This is a genomic window from Pseudoalteromonas shioyasakiensis (assembly GCF_019134595.1).
In the GTDB taxonomy this organism is placed as follows: domain Bacteria; phylum Pseudomonadota; class Gammaproteobacteria; order Enterobacterales; family Alteromonadaceae; genus Pseudoalteromonas; species Pseudoalteromonas shioyasakiensis_A.
On record NZ_CP077770.1, the window covers coordinates 330,001 to 346,143 of the forward strand.

Consider the following 16,143-nt stretch of genomic DNA (forward strand, 5'->3'; position numbering starts at 1 on the left):
AATACTAAGGCGCTTGAGAGAACTCGGGTGAAGGAACTAGGCAAAATCGTACCGTAACTTCGGGAGAAGGTACGCTCCTATCTGTGATGAGACTTGCTCTCTAAGCGGACGGGAGCCGCAGTGACCAGGTGGCTGGGACTGTTTATTAAAAACACAGCACTGTGCAAAATCGCAAGATGACGTATACGGTGTGACACCTGCCCGGTGCCGGAAGGTTAATTGATGGGGTTAGTTTTCGGACGAAGCTCTTGATCGAAGCCCCGGTAAACGGCGGCCGTAACTATAACGGTCCTAAGGTAGCGAAATTCCTTGTCGGGTAAGTTCCGACCTGCACGAATGGTGTAACCATGGCCACGCTGTCTCCACCCGAGACTCAGTGAAATTGAAATCGCAGTGAAGATGCTGTGTACCCGCGGCTAGACGGAAAGACCCCGTGAACCTTTACTACAGCTTGGCACTGAACATTGAACCTACATGTGTAGGATAGGTGGGAGGCTTTGAAGCAGAAACGCTAGTTTTTGTGGAGCCGTCCTTGAAATACCACCCTTGTAGTTTTGATGTTCTAACGTTGGCCCCTAATCGGGGTTACGGACAGTGCCTGGTGGGTAGTTTGACTGGGGCGGTCTCCTCCCAAAGAGTAACGGAGGAGCACGAAGGTTGGCTAAGTACGGTCGGACATCGTACGGTTAGTGTAATGGTAGAAGCCAGCTTAACTGCGAGACAGACACGTCGAGCAGGTACGAAAGTAGGTCATAGTGATCCGGTGGTTCTGAATGGAAGGGCCATCGCTCAACGGATAAAAGGTACTCCGGGGATAACAGGCTGATACCGCCCAAGAGTTCATATCGACGGCGGTGTTTGGCACCTCGATGTCGGCTCATCACATCCTGGGGCTGAAGTCGGTCCCAAGGGTATGGCTGTTCGCCATTTAAAGTGGTACGCGAGCTGGGTTTAGAACGTCGTGAGACAGTTCGGTCCCTATCTGCCGTGGGCGTTTGAGAATTGAGAGGGGTTGCTCCTAGTACGAGAGGACCGGAGTGAACGAACCGCTGGTGTTCGGGTTGTCATGCCAATGGCATTGCCCGGTAGCTACGTTCGGAACTGATAAGCGCTGAAAGCATCTAAGCGCGAAGCAGGCCTCGAGATGAGTTCTCACTAGACTTTTAAAGTCTCTGAAGGGCCGTTGAAGACTACAACGTTGATAGGCAGGATGTGGAAGTGGTGCGAGCCATTAAGCTAACCTGTACTAATTACCCGTGAGGCTTAACCATACAACGCCAAACGCGTTTTATGACAGCGTAACAGACAGAAGTTAAGTTACTAAAGTAGACATTTACTTGATATCAGAATTCCAGATTTTAGTTAATTGCCAAGGCGATTAACGAACCAAATTTGCTTGGTGACAATAGCGTTTTGGACCCACCTGACCCCATGCCGAACTCAGTAGTGAAACGAAACAGCGCCGATGATAGTGTGGCATTTGCCATGTGAAAGTAGGTCATCGCCAGGCTCCAAATAAGAGAAAGCCCGATTCGAAAGAGTCGGGCTTTTTTTCGTTTTGAGCTGTCAGCTTTCAGCCAGGTAGGGTGGGTAGAGCGAAGCGAAACCCAACATGAGTTAGCGAGTTGCAAGTTAGCAAGGGTAAAGTTGAACTGCGGGGTTGTTTAGTGCAGAGACTCCCTCAGCATTCACCCTATTCATTCTCCTGGTAGGTTGGGTAGAGCAAAGCGAAACCCAACATGAGTTAGCGAGTTGCTAGTTAGCAAGGGTAAAGTTGAACTGCGGTGTTGTTTAGTACAGAGACTCCCTCAGCAACAAACCCCGTAGGAGGCACTTCAGTGCCGAATTCAGACCATAACAACCACATTCATGGCTAAAGCCATTCCTACAAGTACACTTTGCCTAGAGCCTAGAGCCTAGAGCCTAGAGCCTAGAGCCTAGAACCTCCAGCTGAGGTAGACGCAGCACCAAACACCCACACCGTACGGCTGATCGCTGACGGCTGAAAGCTGATAGCTCTGTGTTGGGTTTCGCTTCGCTCTATCCAACCTACGCCAGACCTTAAAACTATCCCCTCGCTAACTTTATTCTTTCTAACTCATCACCCAAAAACAAAAACGCCAGCATATAGCTGGCGTTTTTTAATCTGAGGGTAAGCTTGATATTAAGCTTTTGGACCTGCTGATTTGATTGCTTCTGAAACATCGTATTTAGCGAAGTTTTCAGTGAAGTCAGAAGCTAGTTTGTTTGCGTATTCTGCGTACTTCTCTTTATCTTCCCATGTGTTGATTGGGTTAAGAAGTTGGCTGTCTACACCAGGAACTACAACTGGTACATCTAGGTTAAGTACGTCGATGTGTTGAGTTTCAACATCAGCAAGTTTACCTGATACGATTGCATCAACTACAGCACGTGTTGTTGGGATATCGAAGCGTTGACCAGTACCGTAAGGGCCACCTGTCCAACCTGTGTTAACTAGGTATACTTTAGCGCCGAATTCACGTACACGTTTCATTAGAAGCTCTGCGTAAACGCCAGCAGGACGTGGGAAGAACGGAGCACCGAAGCATGTTGAGAATGTAGACTCGATGTCGCTTGTTGAACCGATTTCAGTTGAACCTACTTTCGCTGTGTAACCACTTAGGAAATGATAAGCAGCAGCTTCTTCAGTTAGTACTGAAACTGGTGGTAATACACCGCTCACGTCACATGTTAAGAATACAACTGCTTTTGGCTCACCAGCACGGTTTTCTACTTTACGTTTTTCAACGTGCTCTAGTGGGTAAGCTGCGCGGCTATTTTGTGTAAGGCTTGTGTCATGGAAATCTGGTACACGATTTTCGTCAAGTACCACGTTTTCTAAGATTGTACCAAAACGGATTGCATTCCAAATAACTGGCTCGTTCTTTTGTGAAAGATCGATACATTTAGCGTAACAACCACCTTCGATATTAAATACGCTACCAGGTGCCCAACCGTGCTCGTCATCACCGATAAGGAAACGAGTAGGGTCTGCAGATAATGTTGTTTTACCTGTACCAGATAAACCGAAGAATAATGCAGTGTCGCCTGCTTCACCTACGTTTGCAGAGCAGTGCATTGGTAATACACCTTTTGCAGGAAGTAGGAAGTTTTGTACAGAGAACATTGATTTCTTCATTTCGCCAGCGTAGCGCATACCAGCTAGTAGTACTTTACGTTGTGCGAAGTTGATGATTACAGTGCCATCACTGTTAGTGCCATCACGCTCTGGGTCACATACAAATGAAGGTACATTCATTACCTGCCATTCTGGGAAGTCAGCAGTATTGTATGTTTGAGGTTCGATAAACATGTTTTTGGCAAAAATATGATGCCATGCAGTTTCTGTTGTTACTACAACTGGTAAATAGTGCTCTGGATCAGCGCCAACTTCTAGGTGAGAGATGAAGTGGTCGTTGCTTTTCACGTGTTCTTCTACACGGGCCCATAACGCATCAAACTTGTCTGCATCGAATGGGCGGTTTACGTTGCCCCATTGGATTTCGTTTTCAGTGCTTGGCTCTTGAACAATAAAACGATCTTTTGGAGAGCGGCCAGTGCGTACACCGGTTTTAGCAACAAAAGCACCATTAGCGGCTAGAGTCCCTTCGCCACGACGAATAGCGTGTTCGACAAGTTCAGCTGCTGTAAGATCAACAAAACTAGTAGCGTTTGCAGTCATGTTTATACCTAAATTGTGAGAGATTGAACGGGATAGCTCTGGGGTTCTTAGTTTTCCCTTTTGCTAAAATAATAGTAACAGAAGGATTAGGGATATTCGAGTGTCTGAAGCGCTTAAAAAGGCATATATTTGCCAAAAAACATGAATAATTTCAATGATACCGGTGTCATAAAATGACGCTTTTTCATGACACCGGTATCATTAGTTTTGACATTTTTTTTAATAAAAAAGCCGCACTAAATGCGGCTTCTAATATAATAATATTTATTCTGGGTGGTTTAGTTAAAAATAGATTTAATATCCTGCTCGTTAAAGATGTAATCTTTTAAGCAATAGTGACAGCTAATTTTTACTTCACCGTTTGCTTGCACATCTGCAAGTAATTCGTCTTGACCTACATTTACTAATGCAGCAATTGTTTTGTCTCTGCTACAGCCACAACGGAAGCTAATAGACTGTGGTTCGAATAACTGAGGATTATCTTCATGGTAAAGTCGTGTCAAAACAGTGTTTGCATCTAAACCTAGTAGCTCTTCATTTTTAATCGTGTTACTGATCGCTTCAAGATGAGTGAAGTCTTCAACTGATTTGTCTTTATTTACAGGTAATACTTGCAAGAATAAGCCTGCAGCCTTGGCTGAGTCTGCTGTTACTTCAGTCGCAAACCAAAGACGTGTTTTTAACTGTTCCGATTGCTCAAAATAGTTTTCAAGGCATTTATCTAAGCTATCGTGCTCTAACGGTACAATACCCTGGTATCGCTCACCTTTAGTTGGCGTAATTGTAATAACCATATAGCCATTACCAATTAAGTCTTTTATTGAGCTACCGGTTACTTCACCTTGTAGACGTGCGATGCCTCGCATGTTTTGTTTATCGTCACCATTAATTACCGCATATTTAACAGGGCCGTCGCCTTGTAGTTGAACGGCAATTTCGCCTTCAAACTTTAAAGTAGCTGTTAATAAGCAGGTAGCAACAAGTAGTTCACCTAATAAGGTTTGCACAGGTGCTGGGTAATTATGGTTTGCGATCATCTCTTGATAAGTGTTTTCAATTTGTACGAGTTCGCCACGTACATCGAGCTGATCAAATATATAACGATGAAGTAAATCTTGTTGCATGAGTTGCATTACCTAACTTGATTTCATTTTTAACAGTTCACGTCTTTGCTTCTTATCTGGTTTACGATCAGGATGTGGAGCAAAGAAGCTGTTGTTCTTTCGGGCGATAGCATTTGCTTCGCGTTTCTCAATACTAGCTTGAGTTTCTTGATACAAGGTCTGTGCAATGGGGGCACCTTGACGTTTTTCAAGGATCTTTTCGATTGTCACGACCTTTTCGTCGACCCCTTGTAGCAGTTTTACCACTGCACCGACTTCGACAATTTTGCTGGGCTTGGTACGCTGTCCATTATAATGCACTTTGCCGCCTTGCACCATGTCTCGTGCGATCGAGCGAGTTTTATAAAAGCGGGCAGCCCATAACCACTTATCAAGGCGTACGTTTAATTCGTCTTGTTTGTCTTGCGACTTGTGAGTGTTACTCTTTGACACAATTGTGCTCTTTTAAAGCTGCTAATATATAGGCAAAATTTACCATGAAACTTAATCACAAATAAACAGTCGTAGTAATTAGTTGCAGCCCACTGTTCGTCGAATTTACCTCGTTTACAAAGTTTAATATACACGCGCTTGTTGAATGAAAAATGAAGAGGTACTATAGGCCAGCTATCAAGCAGTAAATTAAAATAAGAAATAGAGTTTATGGATCAACACTTACAACAAGTTAAACAGTTTTTGAACGGCTTACCTCATGCCAAGTTAAGTGCATTTGTAGTGCTGTTAGTTGTTGTTTATATTGCTTTTTTGTCATCTAAGTTGTTTTGGCTTGTCTTGCCGGAACCGGATACTAGAGCACTGCCATTAACAGGTGTTAACACCATGGCAAAACGGGTTGAGACTGTTAGCTCTCGACAAATAATTGAACAAAATCTATTCGGCAAAGTTGTTGTCGAAGCTAAAAAACCTACCTCAAAACAAAATCAAGTTATTAACAACGCCCCAGAAACTCGCCTAAGTATTAACCTAACCGGTATTGTTGCGGTAAGCCAAGATGACCAAGCAGGTCTTGCAATAATCGAATCTCAAGGCAAGCAAGAAACTTATGTTGTTGATGATGCAATTAAAGGCACTCGTGCCAAGCTTGCTCAAGTATTACCTGACAGGGTGATTTTAGATGTAAGTGGTCGTTTTGAAACCTTAATGCTGGATGGCCTCGACTTCACTAAAAAAGTGTCTATGCCAGTGTTGGCAGAGCGTGAAGAGTCAGAGTTAACGGCAGGCCCTCAGCTTGATGAGAATAATGAAATAAATGCGACGGAAGATGAAGAAGTAAAAGAAGCGCTCATCGAAACGCGTGAAGAAGTATTGGATGATCCCGGTAAACTATTTGATTACATTCGCGTCTCTCAAGCGATGGTTGATGGTGAGTTAGTGGGTTATCGCTTAAGCCCAGGTAAAGATCCTGCTTTATTCAAGCAGATGGGACTAATGAACAATGATTTAGCTATTGCGATTAATGGCTATCAATTAAATGATTTAAAACAGGCAATGTCAGCAATAAACGAATTACGAAATAGTACTGACGCAAGTATCACTATCGAACGCGATGGTGAGCAAATTGATGTGCAATTTAGCCTGCAATAACTAGCTTTGGAGTTTTTATAGAATGGTTCACGCGCTACACCTCTCAAAAATCAAAAAAGGGTTAGCTAAATATACAGCGCTTTTTTTATTAACAGGATTATCGCTTTCAGTATCTGCTGTTGAGTATGCGGCTAACTTTAAAGGCACAGATATTAATGAGTTTATTAATATCGTAGGTAAAAACCTAAATAAAACCGTCATTATTGATCAGAATGTGCGCGGTAAAGTCAATGTGCGCAGCTACGAGCTAATGGACGAAAAGCTTTATTATCAGTTTTTCTTAAACGTACTTGAGGTTTATGGTTATTCAGCTGTTGAAATGGATAACGGTATAATCAAAATTGAAAAAAGCTCTGATGCTAAAAAATCAAATGTACCGCTGATCACAGATGATAACCAAGCAAGTGGCGATATGATGGTGACACGTGTTGTGCGTGTTAAAAACGTAAGCGTTCAAGAGCTTGGCCCGTTAGTTCGTCAATTTAGCGACCAAAAAGATGGCGGCCACGTTGCTAACTTCAATGCAGCAAACGTGATGATGTTGACAGGTCATGCCGCGTCAGTTAACCGTTTAGTTGAAATTATTCGCTCGGTTGACCAAGCTGGTGACAAGCGTGTTGATATCGTACAACTTAAGTTTGCTACCGCAGATGATGTAGTGTCTGTTGTTGAGAATATTTACAAAGATGGTGGCAAAGGGAGCGTTCCTGAGTTTTTAATTCCTAAAGTTGTTGCTGATGGTCGTACTAACAGTGTGATTGTCAGTGGTGAAGCACAAGCACGTACCCGTGCTGTTGAATTGATTAGCCGTTTAGATGGTGAGTTAGAGAACCAAGGTAACACCAAAGTAATCTACCTTAATTACGCCAAAGCAGAAGACCTTGTAAAAGTATTGCAGGGCGTAAGTAAAACATTAGCAGAAGACGCGCAAGGCGGTGCAACTAAAACTCGCTCTCGTAATCAAAACGAAACAAGCATTGAAGCACATCCAGATTCAAACTCACTCGTTATCACTGCGCAGCCTGACACCATGCGCTCGCTTGAGCAAGTTATTGAGCGTCTTGATGTTCGTCGTGCTCAGGTTTTAGTTGAAGCTATTATCGTTGAGGTGTTAGAAGCCGATGGTATCAACTTAGGCCTACAGTGGATTTCAGAGCAAGGCGGAATGATGCAGTTCAACAACGGCACCACAGTACCTGTTGGTTCGCTAGCTGTTGCTGCTGAACAAGCACGTGATAAAACGATTGAAGGCACGGTTGTTGGTACTGAAACAGGCACGGTAACGAACACTTCTGAAACACAAGAAGGTGACTTAACGGCACTTGCTTCATTACTTGGTGGTATCAATGGTCTAGCAATGGGGATTGTTAAAAACGACTGGGGTGCAATTATCCAAGCTGTTTCAACCGATACTAACTCTAATATTCTTGCTACGCCGTCTGTAACGACTATGGATAACGAAGAAGCATCAATGATTGTTGGTCAAGAAGTGCCGATTATCACAGGTTCGCAAACAGGTTCAAATAACGCTAACCCATTTCAAACAGTTGAGCGTCAAGAAGTGGGTGTGAAGCTGAAAGTAACACCACAAATCAATGATGGCTCAGCAGTTCAATTAACGATTGAGCAAGAGGTTTCAAGTGTAAGTGGTGCGACTGCGGTCGATATTTCAGTAAATAAGCGTGCAATTAAAACCACGGTTATGGCTGATGATGGCGGCATGGTTGTACTGGGCGGCTTGATTGATGAAGACGTGCAAGAAAGTGTCTCTAAAGTACCATTATTAGGTGATATCCCAGTACTTGGTCATTTATTCCGCTCAACCAGCACCAGTAAGCGTAAACGTAACCTGATTGTATTTATTCGCCCTACCATTGTACGCGATGGCATCAGCATGAATAAATTGAGCCACTCGAAATATAACTTTATCCGTGGCGAACAACATAAACAAAAAGAAGATGGTATTGATTTAATGCCGTTGACGGATGCACCAATTCTACCTGAATGGAATGATGCCTTGATATTACCGCCAACGTACGAAGAATACCTAAAACAACAAAACGCGAATGAGCGCAACAATGACTAATGCAATAACAGAAATCAATGATGAGCTAGCAGTCGACACGCCAGCAAGTCATGATGAGCTGCTAACAAGCGATGATCTTGTTAGCTTGCCATCCAAGCGTTTGCCATTCTCGTACGCGCGTCGTACTGGTGTACTATTGGGTAAAGATCAGGATAACTGGACTGTGTACTACCGTGGTGAGTTAGATGTTGATGCATTACTTGAAGTGCGCCGTATTGCTGGCCATGGTTTTTCGCTAGAACAATTACCAGATGACAAATTTGAGCTGTTGCTAGAGGCCTCTTATCAGCGTGACAGCTCTGAAACACAGCAAATGATGGAAGATATCGGCAACGAAGTTGATTTATTCTCGCTTGCAGATGAATTACCGCAAACTGAAGATCTCCTTGCTGGTGATGACGATGCGCCAATCATCAAGCTGATTAACGCGATGCTAAGCGAAGCGATTAAAGAAGGTGCTTCAGATATTCATATCGAAACCTTTGAGCAAGAGTTGGTAATTCGCTTTAGGGTTGATGGTGTATTAAAAGAAGTATTAAAGCCGAACCGTAAACTCGCTTCACTGTTAGTGTCGCGTATTAAGGTTATGGCAAAGCTAGATATTGCTGAAAAACGTATTCCGCAAGATGGTCGTATTAGTTTACGTATTGCTGGTCGTGCTGTTGATGTGCGTGTATCGACGATGCCGTCAAGCTTTGGTGAGCGTGTTGTGTTGCGTCTACTTGATAAAAACAACGCGCGCCTGAACCTAGAAGATTTAGGTATGACTGAGCGTAACCGTGAATTGTTTGCTGATTTAATCAGTAAGCCGCACGGTATTATCTTAGTAACCGGTCCAACGGGTTCTGGTAAAAGTACCACCTTGTATGCGGGCATGAGCCAAATCAACTCACGGGATCGTAATATTCTGACCGTTGAAGATCCAATCGAGTACGAGATCCCAGGTATTGGTCAAACTCAGGTAAACACTAAGGTAGATATGACCTTTGCCCGAGGCTTACGTGCCATCCTTCGTCAAGACCCTGACGTAGTAATGGTTGGTGAGATCCGTGACCTTGAAACTGCGCAAATTGGTGTACAAGCGTCATTAACCGGTCACTTGGTTATGTCGACACTGCATACTAACACAGCTGCTGGTGCTATCACACGTATGGAAGACATGGGCGTAGAGCCTTTCTTACTGTCATCGTCGTTACTCGGTGTGTTGTCACAACGCCTAGTGCGTACATTGTGTAATAGCTGTAAAGAAGGTCATATTGCCGATGAGCGCGAGTGTCAGTTATTAGGTGTCAATCCTGCTGAGCCGCCAACAATTTATCGTGCAGTTGGTTGTGAAGAGTGTAACTTTAATGGTTATCGCGGCCGTACAGGTATTCATGAACTGCTGGTTGTTGATGAAACAATTCGCGAAATGATCCACAGCGGTAAAGGCGAGCAAAGTGTTGAAAAGTACATTCGTAAACATAGCCCAAGTATTCGCCAAGATGGCTGTAATCGTGTACTTGCAGGTCGCACTACCTTAGAAGAAGTCTTGCGTGTAACACGTGAGGAAGGTTAATCATGGCTGCATTTGAATACCGTGCCCTTGATGGCAAAGGTAAAGAGAAAAAAGGCATTCTTGAAGCTGATACGGTAAAGCAAATCCGCCAAACTTTGCGCGATCAAGGTTTAATGCCTTTAGAAGTTGTCGCTGCGGCTGAAGGCGAAAAGCAAACCAAAGGGGCGAAGAGCTCTTTATTTGGAAGCTTTTTCAAGCCAAAAATTTCGACTTCTGATTTAGCATTAATCACCCGTCAGCTCGCAACTTTAATCCAGTCAGCATTACCAGTTGAAGGGGCTGTAATGGCAGTGGCTGAGCAGTGTGAAAAGCCGCGTTTAAAGCGCATGCTTATGGCCGTGCGCTCAAAGGTTGTTGAAGGTTATACCTTAGCAGATGGCATGAGTGAGTTTCCGCATGTATTTGATGATTTGTATCGTGCTATGGTGGCAGCCGGTGAAAAATCAGGTCACCTTGATCAGGTTTTAAATCGTTTAGCTGATTACACGGAACAACGTCAGCATATGCGTAGTCAAATTACACAGGCGATGGTGTATCCAACCATTCTTGTGGTATTTGCTATTGCGATTGTGTCTGTGTTGTTAGGTACTGTGGTACCAAAAATCTTAAAGACCTTCGAAAAGTCAAAACAAGTATTACCCTGGACTACTGAATGGGTAATGGCCGCCAGTAATTTTGTACAAAACTACTGGTTTATTAGTTTAGTCATTATAACCGTATTAGCTGTGGCAATTAAGCAAGCGCTTAAACAGCCGCATATTCGTTACTGGTATGACGAAAAAGTGCTGCATTTACCGGGTATCGGTAAGGTTGCACGAGGTGTTAATACGGCGCGTTTTGCACGAACTTTAAGTATTTTATCGTCAAGCTCAGTGCCGCTACTTGAAGGAATGCGTATCTCGGGTGGTGTACTGGTTAACGAAAAAATGAAAAAGTCGGTGCAAGATGCTGCAACACGTGTCAGTGAAGGGGCAAGCCTCCGAGCTTCGCTTCAGCAAACCAAACTTTTCCCACCTATGATGCTACATATGATAGCCAGTGGTGAAAAATCAGGTGAACTTGAGCAAATGCTTGAGCGTGCGGCAAATAACCAAGATCGTGAGTTTGAGAGCATGGTAAACGTGTCTCTGAAACTATTAGAGCCCGCGATGATTGCTTCAATGGCGGTAATTGTATTGTTTATTGTTATGGCAATACTACAGCCGATAATGGCAATGAATAAGGCTGTAGGTCTTTAAATTAGGGAACACTAGAGCTGTTAGCAGCTAACACTGCCGCTCTATAATAAATTTTTGAAGAAAGTTAGAGGTATTTTTGTGAACAAACAGTCAGGTTTCTCATTACTAGAAGTCATGGTAGTACTGGTTATTATCGGTATGATCATGTCAATTGTGGCGCCAAATATCATGGGTCAGCAAGAAGAAGCTGCAATCGATAAAGCACACTTAGATATTCAACAAATTGAAGATGCGTTAAGCCTATACAAGCTTAAAAACAAAGCGTATCCAACCACAGAGCAAGGCTTAGAAGCGCTAGTAAATAAAACAAGCATTGAGCCAATTCCAAGACGTTTTCCTGATGGCGGTTTCCTTGAGAAATTACCAGAAGATCCATGGGGCAACCCTTACCAGCTAATCAGCCCAGGAGAAGTTGGTAAAATTGATATTTTCTCAATGGGTCCTGATGGTGAAGCAGGTACTGATGATGACATCGGTAACTGGGATGAAGAAAAGTAATAATGCCTAAATTCAGCCAACTGAACAAAGCTTATACACATCAAGGCTTACTATTATGGTAAGCCTTGGTCGTTTGCGTTTAGCTGGCCGTGCTAAGTACGCGAAAGGGTTTAGCCTCATCGAAATATTAATGGTGCTCGTGGTGATTGGTTTTGTCACCAAAATGGTTGCCTACAGCTTTGATGGTGGTGCGGAAGAAGAACTCGAAAAGCAAGCGCTCAGATTACATACCACGATTAATTTGGCTTCTGAGTTTGCGATTTTAAATCAGGTTGAGCTGGGTTTTCATCTTGACCAAGATACATTTGAATTTTTAGTGTTTGACGGTGATAAGTGGGTTACTTTTGACCGTGAAAAATTGTTTGCCCCAATTAAGGTTGATGAACGCTTTAAGCTCACTCTTAACCTTGATGATTTAGCCTGGGCACAAGATAACTTACTAGAGCAGTCAAACTGGCGCGAGTTAATGAGCGGTGGTGACGAAGACAGCCTACTTGAGCTGCAAAAGCTCAAAATACCGCAGGTACTTATTTTATCTTCTGGCGAAGTCAGTGCGTTTCAATTGGTTTACGAGCTTAAAGAAGAGCGTGAACCGCAGTATTTTATCGAAGGCGAATTTATGGCCCCGGTAAAGTTTCGTATGGAGCCTGAGTAATGAATAAGTCAGCAGGTTTTACCTTACTTGAAGTGATGGTTGCACTGGCTATTTGTGCAATGGCCGGTATTGCCGCAATGCAGGCAACCGGTGAACATATAAATCATCTTTCGTCGATTGAAGAACAAACGTACGCTTCTTGGGTTGCTGAGAACGTGATGGTTGAGCAACGCGCCAAAGGCGACAAATGGACAGGCAAAAATGGCGTTAAAGGTACTGAAACACTCGCTGGCTTTGAATGGTATTGGCGTCAGGACGTGGTTCCTACTGCTGATAAAACCTTTGTAAAGGTCACCATTAACGTGTTCGCCGATGAAAAGCTTGAATACCCAGTGTATGAGCTTTCTACTTATTTGAATAAAGGTGATAAGTAGTGAAGCAACGCGGTTTTACCTTACTTGAAGTGATTGTCGCCATGGGCATCTTAGCCTTTGTGGTGTTATCGACCCATCAAATACTGGATTCGACAACCAAAGCAAAAGAAGCCTCAGACGAGACGATTGCAGAGTTAAATGGTTTTCAAACCTTATTTCGTTTGATGGACCAAGATTTTAGTCAAATGACTAAGCGTCAGGTGCGAAACGAAGCTGGTGATTTTCAAGAAACGTATGTGTTAGCTGGTCGCTATGTTCTTGATAGCCAATACGATGGCATTGGCTTTGTACGTGATGGTTGGGTTAACCCAATTAATTTACTACCTCGCTCTGAACTGCAAGCTGTTGGTTATCGCGTTATCGATGACAAGCTTGAGCGAGTATATAGGGTGTATGTTGATCAACTAGATAACATGGAGCCGCGTTCACAAGTCATTTTAGAAGACATTGAAGATCTTAAATTTGAATTTTTAGATGATAAAGATGAGTGGCAAGAACAGTGGCAAATTAAAGCACTGCCAAAAGCGGTTGCAGTCACTATTCAAAAAATAGAACAGGAATCCATTCGTCGCGTGTTTTTAGTGCCAGGTGAAGGCAAAGTAACAGCCCAAGCAAATAATGGCAATAATGGAACGGGTGGCAACCCATGATTGCTATTAAACGTTCTAAAGGTGCTGCGCTTGTTATTGTGCTATTTATTGTAGCGCTTGCGGCTATGTTAGCCGTTGAAATGAGCGCTAATTTAATGGTGCAAGTGCAGCGTAGTAGCAATATTCAAAACCATCAACAGGCTAAATGGTATGCCTTTGCTGCAGAAGAGCTGGCAATTAAGGCACTAAAACAAACTAAAAAAGATGATCCTGATAAAACGCATTTAGAGCAAGTCTGGGCACAGCAGGGTGGGGTCCCTTACCCGGTTGATAATGGTACCTTAAGTGGCACAATTACAGACTTACAAGCATGTTTGAATTTAAATGCACTACATGTAAAGCCCGATCAACAAACGGATCCTAATAATAAAACGAACCCAGCGCATAAGGCATTGTTGGCATTATTAGAAAATATTGAAGACTTACCAACAGATGAGTCTGAAGAAGCCATGGCAGATAGCGTGTTTGATTGGTTAGACGCTGATAGTATTACCTATCGATCAGGTGCAGAAGAAGATGAGTATTTATCTCGACAATACCCATACATGACTGCCAATAGTTATTTTGCTTCGACCTCAGAACTTCGTTTAGTAAAAGGCTTTAACCCACTCGTTATGGAGAAACTTTTACCATTTGTGTGTGTTATTCCAGGTAGTGAGTTATTACAAATAAACGTTAATACACTACCTGTAGAAAGTGCCATTATATTAAGCTCGCTTATTGATGGCTTAAGTCTTTCAGGCGCTGAAGCTGTATTATCATCACGTCCTCAAGATGGTTATGATGATTTAGAAGCATTTTTTGAAGAGGTTAATCAACAAGGCGCACAAAATGTGAAAGCCGTTGAAGACCTATTCAGTATCAACAGTGAATATTTTAAACTACAAACGCAGGCTGAATTTGCAGAGCTGCGTTTTTCGATGACCACCTTACTCCATGCCACTAATGGTACAGTAACGATACTGGCGCGAAAATTTGGAGGCGTACAGTGACAGAGATATTGTTGATCCGTACGGGTCAAACATTAAAAGACAGCCTTAACTGGCTAATTTACTCACCAACAGAACAAGAAATAATTGCTAGCGGCGAAATTGCCAATGCAACACAACTTGGTGAGCTAACAGAGAGAGCGCAATCACGGGAAGTGGTTGTACTATTACCAAGTGATCAAGTACAACTAAAAACGGTAGCCTTGCCAACCAAGTGGAGCCGCAAGTTAGAGCAAGCACTTCCTTACATGCTAGAAGAAGAAATAGCCTGTGATGTTGATGACTTGTTCATAGCGATTGCAGAGCCAACACTTATTGATGAAAAGCACGCTATTAACATCGCAATGACCGATCGTGAATGGTTTGAGCAATGGCTGGCTGAGTTCAATGAGCATGGCATCGAAGTATATAAAATACTGCCGGATGCTTTATTGTTACCTAATGTCGATGACAACGCTCAGTTACGCGCTATTGAGCTTAATGGTCAGTGGCTATGTAAACACGGTAATTGGCATATTGCCGCTGTAGAGACAAATTGGCTTGCTGGCTATTTAACAGCATTAGGAAATCCTGATGTTGCACACTTTAGCCCTGCAGCGGGTTTTCCTGATACGGTTAACCTTAGTGCTCAAACGCAGCAATACGATTTACCTTTAGCCTTATTTGCTAAGCAGTTACCTGAGGTTAATTTTAACCTGCGCCAAGGTGTTTATCAGCTTAAGAAAAAATCAGCAATTTGGTGGGGCTATTGGCAAAAAGCAGCTATTGCAGCAGGTGTTGCATTAGTTTGTAGTGTCGGTGTTAAGTCACTTGAGCTCTATAAGTTAAATAACCAGCTTGAAGCCGCAAAAGCTGAAGTGGTTGCTAATTATCAGCGTGCTTTTCCAAATAAAAAAGTACGTCCTCAGCTTATTCGTAGCCAAATTCGCAGCGAACTTGCATTGATAGAAGGTGGCAGTACAGCTGGCTTCTTAGATTTGACTAACGATCTTGTCTCTATTTTTAGTGAAGTAAAAGACTTCACACCAGAAACGCTTCGCTATGATCAAGGTCGTAACGAATTACGTATTCGTGCGCGCGGCAAAGATTTCCAGTCATTTAGTAAAGTAAAAGCAATTTTAGAGCAGCGTGGCTTAACCGTAGATCAAGGCTCGCTGAACAATGATGGTGATTATGTCGTTGGTGAAATTAAGTTACGAGGTGCGGCATGAAAAACCAAATAATCAATTATTGGCGCTCGTTAAAAGAACAAGAGCAGCAACTTGTAATGGTTGCAGGTGGTGTATTTGTTATTTTTGTGCTGGTTATGGGGGTCTTTCGTCCACTTAACGCTGCTATCGAAAAAGCAGAGCAAGACACAATAAAACAGCAAGAGCTGCTAGCGTGGGTTGATGAAAGTATTGTTAAACTTAAAGCGAGTGGTAACGCGCGTAATACGAGCAGCCGTAGCTTAAGCCAAATCGTTAATAGCACTCGCAATCGTTATCAAATTATCATTAGCAAAATGCAGCCAAATGACAATTCACTTCGTTTAACTATAGACTCTGTTGAGTTTAATAACCTTGTTGAATGGTTAGATGAACTGGTTAATTCGCACGGCGTGCTAATCGAGAATTTAGATTTAAGTAAAGATGACAAATCAGGCTTTGTGCGTGTAAGTCGTTTGGTACTAGAGAAGTAAACG

At 43.0% G+C, this 16,143-nt stretch carries 14 protein-coding genes and 2 rRNA genes (1 of these 16 only partly in view); 13 read left to right on the plus strand and 3 right to left on the minus strand.

Annotated elements, in window-relative coordinates; all coding sequences use genetic code 11:
* Both KQP93_RS01610 and rrf read left to right on the plus strand, forming a co-directional pair.
* Positions 1 to 1,271 (plus strand): 23S ribosomal RNA (locus KQP93_RS01610); it begins 1,613 nt to the left of the window's first position.
* A gap of 124 nt (positions 1,272 to 1,395) precedes the next feature.
* Positions 1,396 to 1,510 (plus strand): 5S ribosomal RNA (gene rrf / locus KQP93_RS01615).
* A 654-nt stretch (positions 1,511 to 2,164) separates the two neighbouring features.
* On the opposite strand, the gene KQP93_RS01620 is transcribed toward rrf, so the two are convergent.
* The 3 genes from KQP93_RS01620 to hslR all read right to left on the minus strand — a co-directional run bounded on the left by KQP93_RS01620 (position 2,165) and on the right by hslR (position 5,262).
* Positions 2,165 to 3,703, minus strand: coding sequence for a phosphoenolpyruvate carboxykinase (locus tag KQP93_RS01620; protein ID WP_217875590.1), 1,539 nt, complete (start codon positions 3,701 to 3,703; stop codon positions 2,165 to 2,167).
* A 278-nt stretch (positions 3,704 to 3,981) separates the two neighbouring features.
* Positions 3,982 to 4,827, minus strand: a complete 846-nt coding sequence (gene hslO / locus KQP93_RS01625; RefSeq protein ID WP_217875591.1) for an Hsp33 family molecular chaperone HslO — start codon at positions 4,825 to 4,827, stop codon at positions 3,982 to 3,984.
* A gap of 12 nt (positions 4,828 to 4,839) precedes the next feature.
* Positions 4,840 to 5,262 (minus strand): ribosome-associated heat shock protein Hsp15, encoded by a 423-nt coding sequence (hslR, locus tag KQP93_RS01630; RefSeq protein ID WP_440590129.1) that lies wholly within the window; start codon positions 5,260 to 5,262, stop codon positions 4,840 to 4,842.
* Between the two features lie 207 nt (positions 5,263 to 5,469).
* Between hslR and gspC the strand changes: the two genes are divergently transcribed.
* The 11 genes from gspC (at position 5,470) to gspM (ending at position 16,140) form a co-directional block, all read left to right on the plus strand.
* The gene (gspC, locus tag KQP93_RS01635) at positions 5,470 to 6,411 is read left to right on the plus strand and encodes a type II secretion system protein GspC (protein WP_217875593.1); all 942 of its coding nucleotides are present in this window, start codon (positions 5,470 to 5,472) and stop codon (positions 6,409 to 6,411) included.
* Between the two features lie 22 nt (positions 6,412 to 6,433).
* Complete coding sequence (gspD, locus tag KQP93_RS01640; RefSeq protein WP_217875594.1) at positions 6,434 to 8,497, plus strand: type II secretion system secretin GspD; 2,064 nt, start codon at positions 6,434 to 6,436, stop codon at positions 8,495 to 8,497.
* Entirely contained in the window at positions 8,490 to 10,055 is a 1,566-nt protein-coding gene (gene gspE, locus KQP93_RS01645) for a type II secretion system ATPase GspE (protein WP_303396566.1), read from the plus strand. The genes gspD and gspE overlap by 8 nt, the downstream gene beginning before the upstream one ends.
* Positions 10,056 to 10,057: 2 nt before the next feature.
* Complete coding sequence (gene gspF, locus KQP93_RS01650; RefSeq protein ID WP_217875595.1) at positions 10,058 to 11,293, plus strand: type II secretion system inner membrane protein GspF; 1,236 nt, start codon at positions 10,058 to 10,060, stop codon at positions 11,291 to 11,293.
* A 78-nt stretch (positions 11,294 to 11,371) separates the two neighbouring features.
* Positions 11,372 to 11,791 (plus strand): type II secretion system major pseudopilin GspG, encoded by a 420-nt coding sequence (gene gspG, locus KQP93_RS01655; protein ID WP_054564052.1) that lies wholly within the window; start codon positions 11,372 to 11,374, stop codon positions 11,789 to 11,791.
* A 55-nt stretch (positions 11,792 to 11,846) separates the two neighbouring features.
* A complete protein-coding gene (locus tag KQP93_RS01660) occupies positions 11,847 to 12,446 on the plus strand; it encodes a prepilin-type N-terminal cleavage/methylation domain-containing protein (RefSeq protein ID WP_217875596.1) in 600 nt (199 codons plus the stop codon).
* Positions 12,446 to 12,820 (plus strand): type II secretion system minor pseudopilin GspI, encoded by a 375-nt coding sequence (gene gspI / locus KQP93_RS01665; RefSeq protein WP_054564054.1) that lies wholly within the window; start codon positions 12,446 to 12,448, stop codon positions 12,818 to 12,820. The genes KQP93_RS01660 and gspI overlap by 1 nt, the downstream gene beginning before the upstream one ends.
* Entirely contained in the window at positions 12,820 to 13,470 is a 651-nt protein-coding gene (gene gspJ, locus KQP93_RS01670; RefSeq protein WP_217875597.1) for a type II secretion system minor pseudopilin GspJ, read from the plus strand. The genes gspI and gspJ overlap by 1 nt, the downstream gene beginning before the upstream one ends.
* Positions 13,467 to 14,462 (plus strand): type II secretion system minor pseudopilin GspK, encoded by a 996-nt coding sequence (gene gspK, locus KQP93_RS01675; protein ID WP_217875598.1) that lies wholly within the window; start codon positions 13,467 to 13,469, stop codon positions 14,460 to 14,462. The genes gspJ and gspK overlap by 4 nt, the downstream gene beginning before the upstream one ends.
* Positions 14,459 to 15,670 (plus strand): type II secretion system protein GspL, encoded by a 1,212-nt coding sequence (gspL, locus tag KQP93_RS01680; protein WP_217875599.1) that lies wholly within the window; start codon positions 14,459 to 14,461, stop codon positions 15,668 to 15,670. Before gspK ends, gspL begins: the two co-directional genes overlap by 4 nt.
* Positions 15,667 to 16,140, plus strand: coding sequence for a type II secretion system protein GspM (gene gspM, locus KQP93_RS01685; protein ID WP_054554848.1), 474 nt, complete (start codon positions 15,667 to 15,669; stop codon positions 16,138 to 16,140). Before gspL ends, gspM begins: the two co-directional genes overlap by 4 nt.
* Positions 16,141 to 16,143 lie beyond the last annotated feature (3 nt).

Bases quoted from the DNA above. Each gene is read 5' to 3' on its own strand.
- KQP93_RS01660 (WP_217875596.1), top strand. From the start codon at position 11,847: ATGGTAAGCCTTGGTCGTTTGCGTTTAGCTGGCCGTGCTAAGTACGCG.
- gspC (WP_217875593.1), top strand. From the start codon at position 5,470: ATGGATCAACACTTACAACAAGTTAAACAGTTTTTGAACGGCTTACCT.
- gspD (WP_217875594.1), top strand. From the start codon at position 6,434: ATGGTTCACGCGCTACACCTCTCAAAAATCAAAAAAGGGTTAGCTAAA.
- KQP93_RS01620 (WP_217875590.1), bottom strand. From the start codon at position 3,703: ATGACTGCAAACGCTACTAGTTTTGTTGATCTTACAGCAGCTGAACTT.
- gspI (WP_054564054.1), top strand. From the start codon at position 12,446: ATGAATAAGTCAGCAGGTTTTACCTTACTTGAAGTGATGGTTGCACTG.
- gspF (WP_217875595.1), top strand. From the start codon at position 10,058: ATGGCTGCATTTGAATACCGTGCCCTTGATGGCAAAGGTAAAGAGAAA.
- gspK (WP_217875598.1), top strand. From the start codon at position 13,467: ATGATTGCTATTAAACGTTCTAAAGGTGCTGCGCTTGTTATTGTGCTA.
- gspM (WP_054554848.1), top strand. From the start codon at position 15,667: ATGAAAAACCAAATAATCAATTATTGGCGCTCGTTAAAAGAACAAGAG.
- gspE (WP_303396566.1), top strand. From the start codon at position 8,490: ATGACTAATGCAATAACAGAAATCAATGATGAGCTAGCAGTCGACACG.
- hslO (WP_217875591.1), bottom strand. From the start codon at position 4,827: ATGCAACAAGATTTACTTCATCGTTATATATTTGATCAGCTCGATGTA.